This window comes from Streptomyces sp. NBRC 110035, from assembly GCF_000829695.1.
GTDB lineage: Bacteria > Actinomycetota > Actinomycetes > Streptomycetales > Streptomycetaceae > Streptomyces.
Map to the genome: position 1 here is coordinate 50,613 of NZ_BBNN01000022.1, position 20,341 is coordinate 70,953.

12 protein-coding genes are annotated in these 20,341 nt (G+C 73.7%); 3 read left to right on the forward strand and 9 right to left on the reverse strand.

The genetic code is table 11. The features are described from left to right. Positions 1–176 precede the first annotated feature (176 nt). The 4 genes from TU30_RS12070 to TU30_RS12085 form a co-directional block, all read right to left on the reverse strand. Entirely contained in the window at positions 177–6,470 is a 6,294-nt protein-coding gene (locus tag TU30_RS12070) for a non-ribosomal peptide synthetase (protein ID WP_042168431.1), read from the reverse strand. A 191-nt stretch (positions 6,471–6,661) separates the two neighbouring features. Next, positions 6,662–7,453, reverse strand: a complete 792-nt coding sequence (locus TU30_RS12075; protein ID WP_042168433.1) for a 3-oxoacyl-ACP reductase — start codon at positions 7,451–7,453, stop codon at positions 6,662–6,664. Then, positions 7,450–8,916 (reverse strand): aldehyde dehydrogenase, encoded by a 1,467-nt coding sequence (locus tag TU30_RS12080; RefSeq protein WP_370626626.1) that lies wholly within the window; start codon positions 8,914–8,916, stop codon positions 7,450–7,452. Before TU30_RS12080 ends, TU30_RS12075 begins: the two co-directional genes overlap by 4 nt. Before the next feature lie 8 nt (positions 8,917–8,924). Next, entirely contained in the window at positions 8,925–10,298 is a 1,374-nt protein-coding gene (locus TU30_RS12085) for a glutamine synthetase family protein (RefSeq protein WP_042168436.1), read from the reverse strand. A 117-nt stretch (positions 10,299–10,415) separates the two neighbouring features. Between TU30_RS12085 and TU30_RS12090 the strand changes: the two genes are divergently transcribed. The 3 genes from TU30_RS12090 to TU30_RS12100 all read left to right on the forward strand — a co-directional run bounded on the left by TU30_RS12090 (position 10,416) and on the right by TU30_RS12100 (position 13,674). Continuing rightward, the gene (locus tag TU30_RS12090) at positions 10,416–11,150 is read left to right on the forward strand and encodes a FadR/GntR family transcriptional regulator (RefSeq protein ID WP_042168439.1); all 735 of its coding nucleotides are present in this window, start codon (positions 10,416–10,418) and stop codon (positions 11,148–11,150) included. 203 nt (positions 11,151–11,353) lie between these two features. Then, positions 11,354–12,928: an ethanolamine permease gene (gene eat / locus TU30_RS12095; RefSeq protein ID WP_234307842.1), complete on the forward strand. Its 1,575-nt coding sequence runs from the start codon at positions 11,354–11,356 to the stop codon at positions 12,926–12,928. A gap of 56 nt (positions 12,929–12,984) precedes the next feature. Further along, the gene (locus TU30_RS12100) at positions 12,985–13,674 is read left to right on the forward strand and encodes a gamma-glutamyl-gamma-aminobutyrate hydrolase family protein (RefSeq protein WP_042168445.1); all 690 of its coding nucleotides are present in this window, start codon (positions 12,985–12,987) and stop codon (positions 13,672–13,674) included. 129 nt (positions 13,675–13,803) lie between these two features. Here the strand turns inward: TU30_RS12100 and TU30_RS12105 are convergent, their stop codons facing one another. The 5 genes from TU30_RS12105 to TU30_RS12125 all read right to left on the reverse strand — a co-directional run bounded on the left by TU30_RS12105 (position 13,804) and on the right by TU30_RS12125 (position 20,296). After that, positions 13,804–14,739 carry a LysR family transcriptional regulator gene (locus TU30_RS12105; RefSeq protein ID WP_042168447.1) on the reverse strand — a complete coding sequence of 312 codons (936 nt, stop codon included), beginning with the start codon at positions 14,737–14,739 and terminating at the stop codon, positions 13,804–13,806. Between the two features lie 24 nt (positions 14,740–14,763). Further along, positions 14,764–15,495, reverse strand: a complete 732-nt coding sequence (locus tag TU30_RS12110; protein WP_078878238.1) for a helical backbone metal receptor — start codon at positions 15,493–15,495, stop codon at positions 14,764–14,766. After that, on the reverse strand, positions 15,492–16,061 hold the full coding sequence (locus tag TU30_RS12115) for a helix-turn-helix domain-containing protein (RefSeq protein WP_042168449.1): 570 nt from the start codon (positions 16,059–16,061) through the stop codon (positions 15,492–15,494). The genes TU30_RS12110 and TU30_RS12115 overlap by 4 nt, the downstream gene beginning before the upstream one ends. 529 nt (positions 16,062–16,590) lie before the next feature. Then, positions 16,591–19,215, reverse strand: coding sequence for an ABC transporter permease/substrate binding protein (locus TU30_RS12120; protein WP_042168450.1), 2,625 nt, complete (start codon positions 19,213–19,215; stop codon positions 16,591–16,593). After that, on the reverse strand, positions 19,208–20,296 hold the full coding sequence (locus TU30_RS12125; RefSeq protein ID WP_042168452.1) for a glycine betaine/L-proline ABC transporter ATP-binding protein: 1,089 nt from the start codon (positions 20,294–20,296) through the stop codon (positions 19,208–19,210). Before TU30_RS12125 ends, TU30_RS12120 begins: the two co-directional genes overlap by 8 nt. Positions 20,297–20,341: the final 45 nt, after the last annotated feature.

The following is a 20,341-nucleotide window of genomic DNA, read 5'->3' on the forward strand; positions in this document are numbered from 1 at the left end:
GCACTCCGATCTCGGTTCTGGGAGAGGAAGTCGGTGAGGGGTGGGGCCGCGCGGACGCCGGGCGGCGGCTGACGGGTGGCCGGCGGGGCCGGCCGTCCCGGCGGCCGGCCGGACGGGCCCGGCGGCTGACGCGGGCCCGGCGGGGCGGGCCGAAGCGGACCGGGCGGCGCGGAGGGTCAGAGGTCGGCCGTCAGGGACAGGTCGATCTCGTCGTCGCTCATCTGCGAGATCAGCTCCAGCAGACGCCGCTCCACCTCGGCGGCGAGCCGCTCGACGGTGGGGTGCTCGAAGAGGTCCCGGACCTGGAACGGGCAGTCGAAGGCGGTCCGCAGGCGGGAGGCGACCGCCACCGCGCGCAGGGAGTGGCCGCCCAGGGCGAAGAAGTCGTCGTGGACGCCGGTCCTCGGCAGGTCCAGTACCTCGCACCAGATCTGCGCCACGACCGTCTCGGCCGGGGTGCGCGGTGCGACGCCGGCCCGCGGCGCGGGCGTCTCGGGTTCGGGCAGGGCGGCGGTGTCCAGCTTGCCCTGCACGGTCAGCGGCAGGGAGTCCAGGAGGACGAACGCCGAGGGGACGAGGTAGTGGGGCAGATGGGCCCGGCAGTGGGTGCGCAGGGACTCCTGGGACAGTCCGCCGCCCGCGGCGTAGCCGACGAGGGCGGTCTCGCCGTTGAGGGTGCGCACCACGACGGCCGCGCCCCGCACCCCCGGGTGCCCGCGCAGCACCGCCTCGGCCTCTCCCGGTTCGACGCGGAAGCCGCGGATCTTGACCTGGTCGTCGTTGCGGCCGAGGAACTCCAGTGCGCCGCCGGCCAGTCGGCGCACCACGTCGCCGGTGCGGTAGAGGCGGCCGCCGCGCGCGCCGAACGGGTCGGGGACGAACCGCTCGGCGGTGAGGGCGGGCCGCCCCAGGTAGCCGCGGGCCACCTCCGGTCCGCCGATGACGAGTTCGCCGGGCACGCCGAGCGGTACGGGTTCACCGAGCGGGTCGACCACGTAGGTGCGGCGGCCGCCCAGCGGGCGGCCGATGGGCACCCGGCCGGCCGGTGCCCCGGCGAGGGGGTGCGCGGTGGCGGAGATCACCGTCTCGGTGGGGCCGTAGGTGTTGACCACGGGCACCCCGGGCAGGTGCGCGAACCAGTGCCGCAGGGGGTCGGCGGGCAGTGCCTCTCCCCCCGTCACCAGCAGTCGCAGGGAGGCCAGTCGGGGCGCCAGCGTGTCCAGGCGGGCGACCAGTTCCGTCCAGTACGACGGTGTCAGCTCCATGACCGTCACCCGCTCGGCGGCGACGCGGGCGGCCAGCTCCTGGGGCGCCCAGATGTCGTCGGGGCGTACGAGCACCGTCGCCCCGGTGCTCAGCGCGGGCAGGATCTGCTCGAGGGAGGCGTCGAAGGAGGTCGAGGCGAAGGTGAGCACCCTGTCCCGTGCGGTCAGCCCGAACGTCTCGCGGGCGGCCCGGACATGGGCGTCCAGGGCGTGGTGCTCGACCCCGACTGCCTTGGGGCGGCCGGTGGAGCCGGAGGTGAAGACGACGTAGGCGAGGTCGTCGCGGTGGGGGGTGTGCCGGGGTCCGTCGGGATCGGCCGGGACGTCGTCTGCGTCGACCGCACCAGGAGTGAGGGCGGCGACGCGGTCCCGGGTGCGCGTGTCGCACACCACGTGCCGTACGGCGGCCTCCTCGCACATGTACCGCAGGCGTTCCCCGGGGAGCCGGGGGTCGAGCGGGACGTAGACGCCGCCCGCCCGCCAGACGGCGAGCATCGCCGCCACGGACCACACGCCGCGGCCGACGCACACGCCGACGGCGTCGCCCGGGGCCGCGCCCGCGCGGGCCAGGGCCGCGGCCAGTCCTCCGGTGAGGGCGTCCAGGCGGGCGTAGTCGAGGACCGTGTCCTCGCAGACGACGGCGGGGGCGTGCGGCAGGCCCGCCACTTCGAACGCAGGCGCCGGCTCCGTGTCCCGCCCGGCGTCCTCGACGAGGCGGCGCCGCTCGTCCGCCGAGAGCAGGGCGGCCTCGTCGGCGCGGGCGGTGGGGTCGGCCAGCAGCGCTTCGAGGACACGGCCGACGTGGTGGGCGAACCGGGTCGCGGTGTCCGGGTCGAACAGGTCGGCGGCGTACTCGACGTTGAGCGCGAACCGGTCCGGCCGGATCACGAAGGTGGCGGTCAGGTCGAACTTGGCCGACCCCCAGGGCAGCGCGAAGTCGGCGGTCTCGAGGCCGGGCAGGCCGATGCCTGCCTCCGTGGACTCCTGGACGTCGACCATGGCCTGGAACAGCGGGTTGCGGGACAGGTCGCGCTCCGGCCGGAGCCGCTCCACGACCTGCTCGAACGGCACCTCCTGGTGGTCGAAGGCGCCCAGGACGACGTCGCGCACCCGGTCCACGAGCGTGTCGAAGGCGGGCCGTCCGGACAGGTCGGTGCGCAGGACGACGGTGTTGACGAAGAAGCCGACCAGCGGCTCCAGCTCGAGCCGTCCGCGGCCGGCGACGGGCGTGCCCACGCAGATGTCGGTCTGCCCGGTCCAGCGGGCCAGTACCGTCTGGGCGGCGGCCAGCAGCACCATGAAGCGGGTCGCGCCGCGCTCGCGGGCGAGGGCGTCGGTCCGGTCGACGAGTGCGCGGGGCAGGTCGATCTCGACCGCGCCGCCCCGGCCGGTGAAGGCGGGGGGCCTCGGCCGGTCCGTGGGCAGTTCCAGAACGGGGGCGGCCTCCAGGACCCGCTCCCAGTAGGCGAGTTGTGGTTCCAGGGCGCCGCGGTCGGCGCGGTCGCGCTGCCACACGGCGAAGTCGCCGTACTGCACGGGCAGCGGCGCCGGCGGGGCGCCGCCGCCCGTCAGGCGGGCCGCGTAGTGCCGGCCGAGTTCGTCCAGCAGGACGCCCTTGGACCAGCCGTCGGTGACGGCGTGGTGCAGGGCGAGCAGGACGACGTGGTCGTCACCGGCCAGCTCCCACACGCCGGCTCGCAGCAGCGGCGGCCGGGCGAGGTCGAAGCGGCGGGTGGCGTGGGCCACGGCGAGGCCCCGCACGGCCGCCATGCGGGCCTGCTCGTCCGGGGCCTGCGGGGCCCGCTCCCAGAGCAGGGGCACCGGGGCCGGGTCGCGGACCTGCTGCACGGGGCGGCCGTCGGACTCGACGAGGGCCGTGCGCAGCACCTCGTGCCGCTCGACCAGGTCGTCCAGGGCCGCCTGCCACGCGGCACGGTCCAGGCCGCCGCGCACCCGCCAGCAGTACCACAGCAGGTACGACTCGCCCCGGTCGGAGGTGCGGTCCAGGAACCACAGGCGCTCCTGCGCGAAGGACAGCGGCAGCGGACCGCCGCGGTCGACGGGGACGACGCCGGTGGCGCCGCTGACGCGGGCGGCGGCCACCCGCGGGGCGAACGCCCGGACGGTCGGGTGCTCGAAGACGGTGCGCAGCTCGATCTCCCGGCCGAGGCGCTGGGCGATCCGGGAGACCGCCATGGTGGCGAGCAGGGAGTGGCCGCCGAGGTCGAAGAAGCTGTCGTCCAGGCCGATCCGGTCCAGGCCCAGGACGTCGGCCCACACCTCGGCGACGATCCGCTCGGTCTCGTCGCGGGGCGCGGTGTGGGCGGGGTCGTCGGCGGGGCGGGTGCGCGCGGGGTCGGGCAGGGCGGAGCGGTCGAGCTTGCCGGAGACGCCGACCGGGAGGGCGTCCAGGACGACGAACTCGGACGGTACGGCGTAGTGCGGCAGGTGGCGGGCGCACCAGGCGCGCAGTTCGGCCCGGTCGGGGGCGGCGGGCGCGTCCGGGACCGGTACGACGTAGCCGGTCAGGCCGCGGCCGGTGGCCCGGTCGGGGCGTGCGGCGGCGGCGGCGACCAGCGGGCAGGCGCGCAGCACCGTCTCCACTTCGCCGAGTTCGATCCTGAAGCCGCGGATCTTGACCTGGTCGTCGCGGCGTCCGAGGAACTCCAGTGCGCCGCCGGACGTCCAGCGCACCAGGTCACCGGTGCGGTAGAGGCGTCCGCCGGGCGGCCCGCAGGGGTCGGGCACGAAGCGCTCGGCGGTCAGCGCGGGGCGCCCGAGGTAGCCGCGGGCCACCTCCGTGCCGCCGATGAGGAGTTCGCCGCCGACGCCGACCGGCACCGGCTCGCCGTCGGCGTCGACGACGTACACGCGGCGGTCACCCAGGGGCCGGCCGATGGGCACGGTGTCCCCGGGCGGGTCGTCGGCGTCGTGGGTGGTGGCGGTGACCGTGGTCTCGGTGGGGCCGTAGGCGTTGCAGACCCGGGCCCGGGGGACGGCGGCGCGCCAGACGGCGAGGGTGTCGGGCGGGACGGCCTCGCCGCCGAGAATCAGCAGCCGCAGGGAGCCCAGGGCGGCGGCCAGCCGCCGGTCGAGGCAGAGCGTGAGTTCGGACCAGTAGGTGGGCGGCACGTTGACGACGGTGAGGCCGTGCCGCTGGACGATCTCGGGGACCTGCGTGGGCAGCCAGGGCTCGTCGGGCCGCATGACGACGGTGGCGCCGGAGGTGAGGGCGGGCAGCACCTGGTCCAGTGAGGCGTCGAAGGCGAAGGAGGCGAAGGCCAGCACCCGGTCCGCGGAGGTCATCTCGAAGCGCTGCCGGGCGGCGGCGACGTGCGAGGCGAGGGCTGCGTGCTCGACACCGACCGCCTTGGGCCGGCCGGTGGACCCGGAGGTGAAGATGACGTGGGCCAGTTCGCGGGGGTGCGGCCGGTGGCGGGGACCGTCCGCGGCCGGGGCGAGCGCGGTGACGTCCACCGTCACCGGCGCGAGCGGGACGGCGGTGGCGGCGGTGGCGGGCTCGGCGACCACGCAGGCCAGTCGGGCCTCCTCGGCCATGTAGCGCAGTCGCTCGGCGGGGAGTTCGGGGTCGAGGGGCACGTAGGCCCCTCCGGCCCGCCAGACGCCCTCGATGGCGGCGACCGACCACAGGCCGCGGCGCAGCAGCACGCCCACGGGGTCGCCCGCGGTGACCCCGGCGGCGCGCAGCGCGGCCGCGAGCGAGCCGGTCATGGCGTCCAGTTCCGCGTAGCTGACGCTGTCCTCGCCGCAGCGCAGCGCGGTGGCGTCGGGGCTGCCGGAGAAGGCGACCGGCGGCGCGGGGTCCGCCGTGCGGTCGGGCGCCCGGTGCCAGTCGGGCCGGGGACGGCCGCGGCCGCCGGGGCCGCCGGGCAGGGCGCGCATCAGGTCCCGTACGGGGGTGCCGGGGTCGGCCAGGACCGCTCTGAGCAGGGCCGTGTAGGAACGGGCGAAGGCACGCATGGTGGCGGCGTCGAAGAGCGCGGTGGCGTACTGGAGGATGGCGGCGACGCTGCCGTCGGCCCGCAGGGTCAGGTCCAGGAAGACGTCCAGCGGGGTCTCGGTGAGCGGCGGGCTGACCAGCGTCACCTCCAGGCCGGGCATCTCCACCGGTGTGATCGGCGCGTTGAGCAGGGTGAACGAGGCCTGGGCGAGCGGGTGCCGGGACAGGTCCCGGGAGCCGCCGAGCGCGCCGACGACGAGGTCGAAGGGGGCCTCGGCGTGGGCCAGGTCCACCGGCACGCGCCCGCGCGCCCGGTCCAGCAGGGCCCCGAAGCCGGGCCGGCCGGACAGGTCGGTGCGCAGGACGACGGTGTTGACCAGGGGGCCGATGAGCGCGTCGGCACCGCGTCGGGCCCGGTCCGCGAGGGTGCTGCAGACGGCGACGTCGGTGCGGCCCGCCCAGTGGCCGAGGAGGGCCTGGTAGGCGGAGAGCAGGAGCGTGTAGCGGGTGACGCGCCGGGAGCGGGCCAGGGCGTCGACGGCGGCGACCAGGTCGGCCGGCAGGTCGAAGCGGACCACGTCGCCGGAGCCGTCCCAGACGCGCGGTCGCGGCCGGTCGGTGGGCAGGTCGAGCGGGGTGAGGCCGCGCAGCCGTTCGCGCCAGTGGCCGAGGAGCCGTTCCAGCCGTTCGCCGCGCAGGCGTTCGGACTGGGCGCGGGCGAGGTCGGCGTACCGCAGGGCGGGCGCGGCGACCGGCTCGCCGCGGTAGCCGGCGGCGAGTTCGTCCAGCAGGACGCCCCACGACCAGCCGTCCACGGCGATGTGGTGCACCTCGACGAGCAGCAGGTGCTCGTCGGGCGCCACGCGGGCGAGCACGGCCCGGACCGGGTGCTGCGCGGACAGGTCGACGGGGCGCCCCAGCCGGCGGGCGAACAGTTCCTCGGGCCCGTCCACGTCGAACCGCTCCAGTGCGATGCCCGCGGGGGCGTCGACCACCGGCACCGGCTCCCCGCCGACGGTGCGGAACCGGGTGCGCAGCACCTCGTGCCGCGTCGTGATCCCGGACAGCGACCGCTCCAGGCGGTCCGCGTCCAGCGGCCCCCGCAGCCGCAGGACCAGGGGGAGCATGGATCCGGTGGAGGAACCGGCCAACTGGTCCAGGAACCACAGCCGGCGCTGCGCGAAGGATGCCGTGGGGGTGTCGACGCCGTTCGGTGCCCTCTCGGGGGCCGGTCCTGCTGTCACTGTGAGCCTCCAAGCCGTGTTTCGCAGCAGACTGCCGTCGGCGGCCGGGGGCCCATAGGGAAGAAGACGCAGCACCGCGAGCAGAGCGGACTGCCGTCGTGGGCGGGAGGCGTGGAGGAGGTGCGCGCGGGACGGCGGAAGGCACGCGACGCCGGGCCCGGAACGGCGGCGTCCGTGACGGATCACAGGGCCTAGAGCGGTGTGACGTACGCCCCCGAGATGCCGCCGTCGACGAGGAAGTCGGTGGCGTTGACGAAGGAGGAGTCGTCGCTGGCCAGGAAGGCGACGGCGGCGGCGATCTCCTCGGCCTCGGCGAACCGGCCGAGCGGGATGTGCACGAGCCGGCGGGCGGCGCGCTCCGGGTCCTTGGCGAACAGTTCCCGCAGCAGCGGGGTGTTGACCGGGCCGGGGCACAGCGCGTTGACGCGGATGCCCTCACGGGCGAACTGCACCCCGAGTTCGCGGGACATGGCGAGGACGCCGCCCTTGGACGCGGTGTAGGAGATCTGGCTGGTCGCCGCGCCCATCCGGGCCACGAAGGACGCGGTGTTGATGATGGAGCCCCTGCCCTGGCGGCGCATGTAGGGGATCGCGGCCTTGCAGCACAGGTAGACGGAGGTGAGGTTGACCTCCTGGACGCGCTTCCAGGCGTCGAGTCCGGTCTCCAGGACGGAGCCGTCGTCGGGCGGGGAGATGCCGGCGTTGTTGAAGGCGATGTCGACGCTGCCGTAGGTGTCGTGGGCGGCGGCGAAGAGGGCCTCGACCTGCTCGGGGTCGGTGACGTCGACGGGTACGAAGATGCCGCCGGTCTCCTCGGCGGCCGCCCTGCCGCGCACCTCGTCCACGTCGCCGCAGACGACGTGGGCGCCCTCGGAGGCGAGCCGGCGGGCGGTGGCCAGGCCGATGCCGCTGCCCGCTCCGGTGACGACGGCGGTACGGCCGGCCAGGCGGCGGCAGATGATGTCCTCGGTCGCTTCGCTCACTGTGCGGGGCCCTCCGTGCCTTCGGTGTGCTCGGTGCTCGGTGTGCTCGCGCTGCTCGCCGTGCCTTCGGTGCTGATGAAGACGTTCTTGGTCCCGGTGAAGGCGGCCAGGGCGTCGGGGCCGAGTTCACGGCCGAGACCGGACTGCTTGAACCCCCCGAAAGGCGTCGAGTAGCGGACGCTGGAGTGGGAGTTGACGGACAGGTTCCCGGCGCGGACGGCGCCCGAGACCCGCAGGGCGCGGCCGACGTCCCGGGTCCAGAGCGAGCCGGACAGGCCGTAGTCGGTGGCGTTGGCCAGGCGGATCGCGTCGGCCTCGTCCTCGAAGGGCAGCACGACGGCGACGGGCCCGAAGACCTCCTCGACGGCCACGCGCGCGTGCGGGTCGACGCCGGTGAGGACGGTGGGCGGGAACCAGAAGCCCGGGCCGCCCTCGGGGGCCTTGCCGCGGATCGCGTCGGCGTCGTCGGGGACGTAGGAGCGGACGCGCTCCAGCTGGGTCCGGGAGATCAGCGGGCCCATGTCGGTCCGCTCGTCGGCCGGGTCGCCGACGACGACGGACTCGATCGCGGGGGCGAGAAGGCCGAGGAAGCGGTCGTACACCGGGCGCTGGACGAGGATGCGGGTGCGGGCGCAGCAGTCCTGGCCGGCGTTGTCCAGGAAGGACAGGGGGGTGGCGGCCGCGGCGGCTTCGAGATCGGCATCGGCGAAGACGATGTTGGGGCTCTTGCCGCCGAGTTCGAGAGTGACCGGCTTGAGCAGTGCCGCGCCCCTGGCCGCCACCCGCCGGCCCACGGCCGTCGAGCCGGTGAACACGATCTTGGCGACGCCGGGGTGCTCGACGAGCGCGCCGCCGGCGACCGGGCCGTGGCCGGGCAACGCCTGGAACAGCCCTTCGGGCAGGCCTGCCTCCAGGGCGAGCCGGGCCAGGCGCAGCGCGGTGAGCGGGGTCGTCTCGGCGGGCTTGAGAAGGACCGCGTTGCCTGCCGCGAGGGCCGGTACCGCGCCCCAGGCCGCGATCGGCATCGGGAAGTTCCAGGGTGCGATGACGCCGACGACGCCGAGAGGTTCGAGGAACGTGACGTCCAGGCCGCCGGCGACCGGGATCTGCCGGCCGGTGAGCCGCTCCACTCCCCCGGCGGCGTAGTCGAGCAGGTCCCGGACGTTTCCGGCCTCCCAGCGGGCGTTGCCGAGGGTGTGTCCGGCCTCCCGGACCTCGAGGCGGGCCAGTTCCTCCAGGTGGTCGTCGACGGTGGCGGCGAAGCGGCGCAGCAGCCGGGCTCGGTCGCCGGGGCCGAGGGCGGCCCAGGCCGTCTGCGCCCGCGCGGCCGCCACGACGGCGGCGTCGACGTCGGCCGCGGAGGCGGCGGGGACGGTGGCGACGGTCTCTTCGGTGGCGGGGTTCTGCACGTGCAGTTCGGCGAGCGGCGGCACGTCGTCGGGCAGGGCGTCGGGCAGCGGCAACGGGGGCCTCACATGCGTTCGAAGGAGCGGCGCAGTTCCCAGTCGGTGACCGCGGCGTCGTAGGCGTCCACCTCGACGCGCGCCATGGTGCGGTAGTGGGCGACGACCTCGTCGCCGAAGGCGGCCTTCGCGATGGCGCTGTTCTCCCACAGTTCGGCGGCTTCCCGCAGGGTCGTCGGGACGTGCTCGAAACCGGCGGCGTAGGCGTTTCCCCGGCAGACCTCGGGCAGGTCGAGACCGTGCTCGACGCCGTACAGCCCGGCCGCGACCATGCCCGCCACGGCGAGGTGCGGGTTGACGTCGCCGCCGGGCAGCCGGTTCTCGAAGCGCAGGGAGCGGCCGTGGCCGACGACCCTCAGGGCACAGGTGCGGTTGTCGTACCCCCAGGCGACGGCGGTCGGTGCGAACGAGCCCGGCTGGAACCGCTTGTAGGAGTTGATGTGCGGGGCGTAGAGCAGGGAGAACTCGCGGAGCGCGACGAGCTGTCCGGCGAGGAAGTGCCGCATGACGTCCGACATGGAGTCGGGATCCTGGGCCGAACCCGGCATGGCGCTGGTGGTGCCGTCGAGGTCGGCGAGGGAGAGGTGGATGTGGCAGGAGTTGCCCTCGCGTTCGTTGTACTTGGCCATGAAGGTGAGCGACACGCCCTCCTGGGCGGCGATCTCCTTGGCGCCGGTCTTGTAGACGGCGTGCTGGTCGCAGGTGACCAGGGCCTCGTCGTAACGGAAGGCGATTTCGTGCTGGCCGGGGTTGCACTCGCCCTTGGCGGACTCCACGGTGAGGCCGGCGGCGGCCATCTCGTTGCGGATGCGGCGCAGCAGGGGTTCGATCCGGCCGGTACCGAGCACCGAGTAGTCGACGTTGTACTGGTTGGCCGGGGTGAGCCCGCGGTAGCCGGCGTCCCAGGCCTGCTCGTAGGTGTCCCGGAAGACGATGAACTCCAGCTCGGTGCCGACCTGGGCGGTGTACCCGAGTGCGGCCAGGCGCTCCAGCTGGCGGCGCAGTATCTGGCGGGGGGCGGCGACGACCGGGGAGCCGTCGGCCCAGGCCAGGTCGGCGACGACCAGGGCGGTGCCCTCGTTCCACGGCACGCGGCGGAGCGTGTCGAGGTCGGGGAACATGGCGAAGTCGCCGTAGCCGTGCTCCCAGGAGGACATGGCGTAACCGTCGACGGTGTTCATGTCGGCGTCGACGGCCAGCAGGTAGGTGCAGCCCTCGGTGCCGTGCCGGAGCACCTCGTCGAGGAAGAAGCGCGCGGCGAACCGCTTGCCCTGGAGCCGCCCCTGCATGTCGGGGAAGGCCAGGACGACCGTGTCGATCTCACCGCCCGCGACGAGGGCGTGCAGCTCCTCGACACCGAGCGGGGGCGTGGGGTCTGCCACGGGAGAGCCTCCTCGGGCTTCTTCGGGCTTCTTCGGGCTTCTTCGGGCTGCCGGGAGTCATGACGGGGGTCATAAGGTATTGCGGAGAACCATTGCTTGGGAAGGGGGCACGACCGCATGCCGGAGGAAGGGGACGACGCGCCCGGTGACGGTCTCGCGCCGGTGCTGCGGCCGGTGCGCGCGGGCAACGGCTTCGAGGAGGCGCTGGAGCAGATCCTGCAGGTGGTGCGCCTGGGCCTGGTACCGGGCGGGGAGCGGCTGCCGGCCGAACGGGAGCTGGCAAAGCGGCTGGGGATCAGCCGGGTGACGCTGCGCGAGGTGCTGAGGGTGCTCCAGGACCAGGGCCTCGTGGAGTCCCGGCGCGGCAGGTACGGCGGCACGTTCGTGCTGCCCCGGCCGACGCACGAGGGCGGGGCCGAGCTGCGGCGGCGGATCGCCGGGGTCGACATCGAGGACGTCCTGCGGTTCCGGGAGGTGCTGGAGGTGGGCGCGGCGGGCCTGTGCGCCGACCGCGGCCTGGCGGACGCGCGGGCGGCACGGCTCCGCGGGGCGCTGACGGGCACGCGGGACGCCCCGCCGGCCGGGTACCGCCGCCTGGACACGCTGTTCCACCTCACGCTGGCGGAGCTGTCCGGCTCGCCGACGCTGGCCGCGCAGTACGCGGCCGCACGGGCGAGGGTGAACGACCTGCTGGACTGCATCCCCCTGCTGGTACGCAATCTGGAGCACTCGCAGCGGCAGCACACCACGCTGGTCGAGGCGGTGCTGGACGGGGACGCGGACGGGGCACGGGAGATCGCGCGCGAGCACTGCGCGGGGACGGCGGCACTGCTGCGGGGTTTCCTGGCGTGACACCCGGGTGACGGGGCGGTGACACCGGCGGGCCCGGACGCGGGACGCGCCACGCGGGCCGGCGCGGGGCTGCGGTGCAGGTGCGGCGGGTGCGGGGGTCCGGGCGGGCTTCGGCGGGGCCCCGGAGGCGGGGAACCGGTGCGGGACTTCGTACACGGGTCCGGTGCGCGGGTCTTGCGCCCCGCCGTCCGCGCCGGGAAGGTATGGGGCCACAAAGGTCTGGATCCGCTCCATTGCCCGCTTCCTCGTCACCACCCCTGGGGAGTCACCCCGTGAGCCTTCCGCCACCGCCGTCCTCTCCCCCGCCGTCTCCGTCGTCGTCCTCCGCCGCACCGCGGGCCGGGGGCGCGGACTACGGCACCGGCGGTGTGCCGGACGACTACCTGGACCGCAGGAAGCTGCGCCGCGGCAGCGCCGGCTGGCTGCTGCTGACCGGTCTCGGCGTCGCGTACGTCGTGTCCGGCGACTACTCGGGCTGGAACTTCGGCCTGGCCGAAGGTGGCTTCGGCGGCCTGGCGATCGCCATGGTGCTCATGGGCGCCCTGTACATCTGCATGGTCTTCGCGCTCGCCGAGCTGTCCTCGATCCTGCCCACCGCCGGTGGCGGCTACGGCTTCGCCCGCCGGGCACTCGGTCCCTGGGGCGGTTTCCTCACCGGCACCGCCATCCTGATCGAGTACGTCCTCGCACCCGCCGCGATCTCCCTCTTCATCGGTGACTACGTCGAGTCGCTGGGCCTGTTCGGCCTCGAGGCCGGCCGGCCGGTCCACCTCGCCTGCTTCGTGATCTCCATCGGCATCCACCTGTGGGGCGTCGGCGAGGCGCTGCGGTTCAGCTTCGTCGTCACCGGGATCGCGGTGGCCGCCCTGGTCGTCTTCGCGCTGGGCGCGCTGCCCTCGTTCGACGCGTCCTCGCTCGACGACATCCCGGTGGACACGTCAGCCTTCGGCGCGAGCTCCTGGCTGCCGATGGGACTGCTCGGCATCTGGGCGGCGTTCCCGTTCGGCATGTGGTTCTTCCTGGGCGTCGAGGGTGTACCGCTCGCCGCCGAGGAGACCAGGGACCCCGCCAGAACACTGCCGAAGGCGATCCGCTGGTCCATGGGCATCCTCGTGGTCCTGGCGGTGGTCACCTTCTTCGCCGCGGCCGGGGCGCGCGGCTCGGCCGCCGTGCAGGACGCGGGCAACCCGCTGGTGGAGGCGCTCCAGCCGGACGGCGAGGCGACCGTGCTCAGCCGGATCGTGAACTACGCGGGGCTCGCCGGCCTGGTGGCGTCGTTCTTCTCGCTGATCTACGCCGGGTCCCGCCAGCTGTTCGCGCTGTCCCGTGCGGGCTACCTGCCGAAGTTCCTGTCCCTCACCAGCCGCCGCAAGGCCCCGTACCTCGGACTGCTGGTGCCCGGTGCGATCGGCTTCGCGCTGGCCGCCGGCACGGGCGACGGCGCGCGCATGCTGAACGTCGCCGTCTTCGGCGCGACCATCTCGTACGCGCTGATGTCCCTGTCGCACATCGTGCTGCGCCGCCGCGAACCGGAGCTGCCGCGGCCGTACCGGACGCCGGGCGGGGTGCTGACCTCGTCGGTCGCGCTGGTACTGGCCTGTGCGGCGCTGGTGGCGACCTTCCTGGTGGACGTGACGGCGGCCTTCGTCGCGCTGGCGGTGTACATCGCGGCCGTGGCGTACTTCGGCCTGTACAGCCGCAGGCATCTGGTGGCGAAGGCGCCGGAGGAGGAGTTCGCGGCGCTGGCGGCGGCCGAGGCGGAGCTGTCCCGGGACTGACCCGACCGGTGTCGGAGACGGGGACCGGGACCGGGACCGGGACGGAGGAGCAGAGCATGACGGCCAGGCCGCTGATCGGCATCAGCACGTACGAGGAGTCCGGGGTCCGGTGGGGCGCGTGGCGGATGGACGCCGCGCTGCTGCCCCTCGGGTATCCACGGCTGGTGCAGCGGGCCGGCGGGCTGGCCGCGATGCTCCCGCCGGACGCGCCCGAGCAGGCCGCGGCGACGGTGGCCCGGCTCGACGGTCTGGTCGTCGCGGGCGGTCCCGACGTGGAGCCGGCCCGTTACGGCGCCGAGCCCGACCCGCGCACCGGGCCGCCCGACCGTGCCCGGGACGCCTGGGAGCTCGCCCTGGTCCGGGCGGCGCTGGAACGCCGCGTTCCGCTGCTCGGGATCTGCCGGGGCCTGCAGGTGCTGAACGTCGCCCTGGGCGGCACCCTCGTCCAGCACCCCGACGGCCACCGGGGGGTGCCGGGGGTCTTCGGCCGGCACCCGGTCAAGCCGGTGCCGGGCACCCGGTACGCCGACGCCGTCCCGGAGGAGACGTCCGTACCGGCCTTCCACCACCAGGCGGTGGACCGCCTCGGTGAGGGCCTGGTCCCGTCGGCGTACGCGGCGGACGGGACCGTGGAAGCGGTCGAACTCCCGACGGGCGCGTGGGTCCTGGGCGTGCAGTGGCATCCGGAGATGGACGAGGACCTGCGGGTCGTACGCCGCCTGGTCCAGGCGGCCGCCCCACCGTGACCCACGGGGCGCCCCACCGGGACCCGTCCGCGCGGCACCCGGCGCCCGGCGCGTCAGGTGCTCAGCCTCGGGTCAGGGCCAGCAGGTCGCGGGCCGGGCCCGTGGGGCGGTGGCCGGTGCGCCAGGTGCTCAGCCTCGGGTCAGGGCCAGCAGGTCGCGGGCCGGGCCCGTGGGGCGGTGGCCGGTGCGCCAGACCGCGCGCAGGTCGCGGGCCAGGGCGATGCCGTCCAGGGGGACGCGGACGAGGCGGCGCATCGTCAGCTCCTCCCCCACGGCCAGTTCGCTGAGGACGGCCGGGCCCGCGCCGCTGACCGCGGCGGCCTTCACCGCGGTCGTGGAGGACAGTTCGATCAGCGGGCGGGCCAGGCCGCCCAGCGCGGTGTCCAGGACCTGCCGGGTGCCGGAGCCCTTCTCGCGCAGGATGAGCGGGGTGGTCGCCAGTTCTTCGGCGGCGAGCGGGCGACGGCGGCGGGCCCAGGCGTGGGACGGCGCCGTCACCACGATCAGCCGGTCGTGGGCGATCACCGCGGAGTCCAGGCCCGTCGGCACGGTCAGCCCTTCGACGAAGCCCACGTCCGCTTCGTCCGCGAGCAGCCGCTGCGCGACCGTCGCCGAGTTCCCGGCCAGCAGGGACACCGCCGTGTCCGGCCGCTGCGCGCGCAGCGCGAGCAGCCAGCCCGGCAGCAGGTACTCGGCGATCGTCATGCTCGCCGCCACCCGCAGCCGTGAGTCGCGGCGGTCCCGCAGTGCCTGGGCGCCGGCGTCGAAGACCTCCGCGGCCTCCACGATCCGCCGTGCCCAGTCGGTGACGAGCGCTCCGGCGTCGGTCAGGCGCGATCCGCGCGGTGAGCGGTCCACCAGCGCCACACCGAGCTGCCGCTCCATGGACCGGACCCGGCTGCTGGCCGCGGGCTGGGTGATGCCCAGCTCGCGCGCCGCGCCGCCCAGACTCCCGACCCGCGCCACCGCCAGCAGCAGTTCCAGCGCCCCGAGGTCCGGCACCCGGTGGGCCAGGGTCCCCGTGGTCACAGGCCGCTGTCCCGCGTGGTCGTCCGTCGTGCTCATCACGCCAGCCTATGCCGCGCGGTGCTACCGGCGGCCTGCCGCTCGCAGTTCCCGGGGCAGCACCGTCGCCGCCTCGGCCAGCGACGGTCCGTACCAGGTGAGGTGCCGGCCGCCGACCAGGGCGCAGGGCAGTCCGGGAAAGGCGTCGGGTCCGTCGTCGGCGGTGAAGCGGTACGGCTCGTCGGGCAGCACGACGAGGTCCGGGGCCTTTGCGCGCAACGCGTCCAGGGGCACACGGGGGTAGCGTTCCGGACGGCCCGCGTACAGGTGGTCGATGCCGAGGCGGGACAGCAGGTCGCCGGCGAAGGTGTCGCGGCCCAGCACCGTCCAGGGCCGCCGCCAGACCGGCACGACCGCGGTCCGGCGGGTCGCAGGGGCTGCCACGGCCTCCCAGGCGGCTTCGGCGTCGTCCAGCCATCGGGGGCGGGTGCGCACGCCGCACGCCGTGAGCACCCGGGCCAGCTCGCCGAAGGCCTGGGGCAGCGTCCGTACCTCCGTCACCAGGACCTCGAGACCCGCCGTGCGCAGGGCGTCGAGGTCGGGGGCGCGGTTCTCCTCCTCGTTGGCGATCACCAGATCGGGAGCGAGGGCGGTGATCCGGCCGGTCTCCGGGTTCTTCGTGCCGCCGATCCGTACGACGTCCAGTCCGGCGGGATGCGTGCACCAGTCGGTGGCGCCGGCCAGGGTGCCGGGAGCGGACAGCGCCACGGCCTCGGTGAGGGACGGGACGAGGGAGACGATCCGCAGGGAACTCACCGGCGGGGCTTGTCCCGGACCGCCTCGATGTGCTCGGCGACGGCGACGACGATCAGCCGCGTCTCCGCGACCGTGGCCCGCCACCGGTGCCGGACGCCTCCGGTGAGGTACAGGGTGTCGCCGCGGCCGAGGCGGTAGGCGCGGCCTTCCGCCTCGATCTCCACGGCGCCGTCCGCCACGTACATCAACTGGTCGTTGCGGAACTGGAGTTCACGCCCGGCGTCGTGGTCGCCGGTGAACTCGGAGGCGTGCATCTGGTGATGGCCCCGCACCAGGGACCGGACACGGGGTCCCGGCAGCTGCTCGGCGCCCTCCGCGCGGACGACGTCGACGCTGCACGCCGGGTCGGCGGCTGCGAGGAGTTCCACGGCGGTGGTGCGCAGGGCGTCGGCGACCTTCTCCAGGGAACTCTGGCTGGGGCGCGCGCGCTCGTTCTCGATCTGGCTCAGGAACGGGACCGACAGGCCGCTGCGCTGGGCCACGACGGCAAGCGTGAGATCGAGCGCGCGACGTCGCCGCCGCACGGCCGCGCCCACGCGCAGTGGCTGTTCTTTGTGGTCGCCCATCGCTCCGGCTCCCTCCTTCGCCCGTCGTCCCGTGCCTGTGCCTGTGCCTGTGCCCGTGCCCGTGGTTCCGGCGCACGCCTCGTGTTGAGCTGTCCTGTCTGCACCCTACGCATGTTCGGCAAACCGTTTCAGGCGCCTGTCACGTCGCCGTCCTGTGCGGTCGCGCACAACCCACAGTTCACGCCAGCCGATGCGCGAGCCCTCCGGTCCGGTGTGCGCAGGACGCAGGGTGTTTCCGCCATTGTCCCCCGAAGAAGGGCGGGAGGTCACGGCGAAGGACCGGAGGTTCGGGGAGGGCGTAGCGCTCTGTGATTGGCCGGATTCCTCTCGTGTTCCCGTTCGGTTGTGCGCCCGTCGCGGCGCTGCGCCCGTTGCCGTGCCGCGCGCCCCGTCCGGTCCGTCCGTACATGCCGCGGGGGGCGGACCCGGCCCCGCTGTCGGGCGGCGGGGACCGGGCCCGCCCCCCGGGGGAGCGAGCGGTGCCGGGGGCCACCGCGGCGACCGGTGGTCGCCGCGGTGGCCTTTGACGTCACTGCGGGGTCATGCGCCCCACCACGTCCGGGTGCTCCTCGAGCCAGGCGGCGACGGCAGCCTCCTCCTTGCCCTGGCCGCGGTCCTTGATCTCCTTCTCGAGCGTGCCGAGCTCGTCCTCACTCATCCGGAAACCCTTGATCCACTTGGTGAGTTCGGGGTACTGCCCGGGGAACGCCTTGTTCGCGATGGTGCGGATGGTGTTGCCCTCGCCGAAGAGCTTCTTGTCGTCCTTCAGCTTGGTCAGCTCGTACTCGCTGTACGACCAGTGCGGGGACCAGAGGGTGACCGCGATCGGCTCCTTCTTGGAGTAGGCGCGCTTGAGCTCGGCGAGCATCGCCGGCGTGGAGCCGTCGACGACCTTGTACTCCTCGTCCAGGCCGTATCCCGGCAGGACCTTGTTCTTGAGCAGGTCCATCTCGCCGGTGCCCGGTTCGATGCCGACGATCCGCCCGTCGAAGAGGTCCGCCTTGCCCTTGAGGTCCTCGAGGGACTTGACGTCCTTGACGTACGAGGGGACGGAGACCTCCAGCGAGGTCGGCTCGTACCAGGTGCCGAGGTCGACCAGTTCGTCCTTGCTCTGGTCCCAGAAGTTCTTCTGGGCGTACGGCAGCCAGGCGTCGAAGTTGAGGTCGATGTCCCCGCTGGCGAGGCCGGTGTAGACCGGGCCGACCTCCATCTGCTTCAGGTTCATCCGGTAGCCGCGCCGCTCGAGGACGTTCTTCCACAGGTAGGTGATCGCGACGTCCTCCTCCCAGGGGAACCACGCGACGGTCAGCGGACGCTTCGCCTCGGCCGAGGTGGCGGCGGAGGCGGACTTCACCGGGGCCAGCTCGTCGACGACGTCCGGGTTGTCCTTGAGCCAGGCGCGGACGGCATGCTGCTGCCTGCCCTTGCCGGCCTTGTTGATCTCGGCCTCCAGGCCGGTGAGTTGCTCCTCGGTCATCGAGAAGTCCTTCAGCCACTGGCCGACGGTGGGGTTCTCGGCGGTGAAGCCCTTGCGTCCCAGGGTGTGCACGGCGTCGCCCTCGCCCCAGGTGCCCTTGGGGTCCTTCAGCTTCTTGAGGTCGTAGTCGCTGTACGCCCAGTGCGGCGACCAGAGCGTGACGACGACCGGTTCCTGCTTGCTGTAGGCGCGCTTGAGCTCGGCCAGCATCGCCGGCGTGGAGCTGTCGACGACCTTGTACTCCTCGTCCAGGCCGTAGTCCGGCAGGACCTTGTCCTTGAGCAGGCCCATCATGCCGGCGCTGGACTCGATGCCGGTGATCTTCCCGTCGAAGGCACCGGCCCCGCCCTTGAGGTCCTCGAGGGAGTCGAAGTCCTCCATGTAGGCGGGCACGGCGAGTTCGAGCGTCGTCTCCTCGTACCAGGTGCCGAGGTCCTCGAGCCTGTCGCCGTACTTCTTCCAGTACTCGGCGTGGGTGGTGGGCAGCCACGAGTCCGTCTGGAAGTCGATGTCGCCCTGCGCGAGCGCGGTGTAGAGCGGGCCGGCGTCGAACTGTGTGGCCTCGACCTCGAAGCCGCGCTGTTCGAGGACCTCCTTCCACAGGAAGGTGGAGGCGACACCCTCGTCCCAGGGGATGTAACCGATGGAGATCTTCTTGCCGTTGCCGACGTTCCCGGTGTCGGCGGCGGTGTCGGTACCGCCGCTCCTGCCGCTGCCGCCGAAGACGCCCATGCCGCCGGCCACCAGGGCCAGGACGACGACGCCGATCACGGCGACCTGCGGGCGGGGCCGGTAGGACCAGATCTTCAGCCCCTGCGCGGCGCGGGCCCTGGCGGCGGCGCGGCGGCCGAGCGGGGACACCTGGGTGCCCAGGGCGCCGGTCATGCGGTCGAGATAGATCGCCAGGATGACGATGGCGAGGCCGGACTCGGCGCCGAGACCGATGTTGAGCTGGCCGATGGCCTCGATGACGGCACCGCCGAGGCCGCCGGTGCCGACCATGCCGGCGATCGCGGCCATGGAGAGGCCGAGCATGATCACCTGGTTGACGCCCGCCATCACGGTGGGCAGCGCCAGCGGCAGCTGGACGCGCAGCAGCGTGTTGCGGGGCGTGGTGCCGAACGCCTCGGCCGCCTCCACCAGGTCCTTGTCGACCTGGCGGATGCCCAGTTCGGTCATGCGCACGCCGGGGGCGAGCGCGAAGATCAGGGTGGCGACGATGCCGGGGGCGGGGCCCGTCCCGAAGAAGAGGATCGCCGGGATGAGGTAGATCATCGCGGGCAGCGTCTGCATGAAGTCCAGGACCGGCCGCACCAGGGCGCTGACCCGGTCCGAACGTGCCGCCCAGATGCCTACGGGCACTCCGACGACCAGCGCGATGAGGGTGGCGACGAGGACCAGTGACAGCGTCACCATCGAGTCCGCCCACAGTTCCATGGAATCGATGAAGGCGAATCCCAGGAAGGTGAGGACACCGGCGAGAGTGCCGCGCAGCCAGAAGGCGATCACCGCGAAGATACCGGCGAGCAGCAGCGGCTCGGGCGCCTGGAGGACGGCGTTGACGCCGTCGTAGGCGCCGGTGAAGACGGCCTTGAAGAAGTCGAACAGCCAGGTCACATGAGCGAGCAGCCAGTCGACACCGCTGTTGACCCATTCGCCGAGCGGGATCCTAGGCACGGGCCATCACCTTCTCGCCCTCGCCGCGCGGGGAGTCGCAGGTGCCGGGGGCACCCTCCTCGTCGCCGATGAAACCGACGAGTCGCTGCCGGGGCACGACGCCGATGACCGCGCCCTCGCCGTCGAGGACCGCCACGGGGTGCGCCGCGCGGGCGCTCATCGCGCACAGGTCGGTGAACGGCGTCTGCGCCGTCGCGGTCTCGCACGTGCAGTCGGCCTCGTCGCCTCGCACCTCGCGCTCCATCACGGCTCCGGCGGTCAGCACCCGGGAGCGGTCGACGTCCTGGGTGAAGGAGGCGACGTAGTCGTTGGCCGGGCGGATCAGGATGTCCTGCGCGGTGCCGATCTGCACGATACGGCCGTCGCGCATCACCGCGATGCGGTCGCCCAGGCGCATGGCCTCGTTGAGGTCGTGCGTGATGAAGACGATCGTCTTCTTCAGCTTCTTCTGCAGCTCCACCAGCTGGTCCTGCATGTCACGGCGGATCAGCGGGTCGAGCGCGCTGAAGGACTCGTCCATCAGCAGCAGGTCGGCGTCGGTCGCGAGCGCGCGGGCGAGGCCCACACGCTGCTGCATGCCGCCGGAGAGCTCGTCGGGCCACGACTGCTCCCAGCCGGCCAGGCCGCACAGGGCGAGCGCCTCGTCGGCGCGGCGTTCGCGCTCGGCGCGGGGCACGCCCTGCACTTCGAGACCGTAGGCGGCGTTCTCACGGACACTGCGGTGCGGGAACAGCGCGAAGTGCTGGAAGACCATGCTGATCTTCTTGGAGCGGACCGCGCGCAGTTCGCGGTCGGACAGCGCGGTGAGGTCCTCACCGTCGAACCGGACCGATCCTGCGGTCGGCTCCGACAGGCCGTTCAGCATGCGCAGCAGGGTGGACTTGCCGGAACCGGACAGGCCCATGACGACGAAGATCTCGCCGGGCTCCACGGTGAACGAGGCGTCGATGACGGCCGCCGTGGTTCCGTGGGCGCGCAACTCCTCACGGTCGGCCTCGTTCTGGCGCAGTCTCTCGACTGCCTGGTCCGGTCGTCTGCCGAACACCTTGTAGAGGTGTTCGGCCTCTAGCCTGGTTGACACGCGTACCTCTTGTCTCGACGGCGATGGAGGGGAGCGGCACCCGCC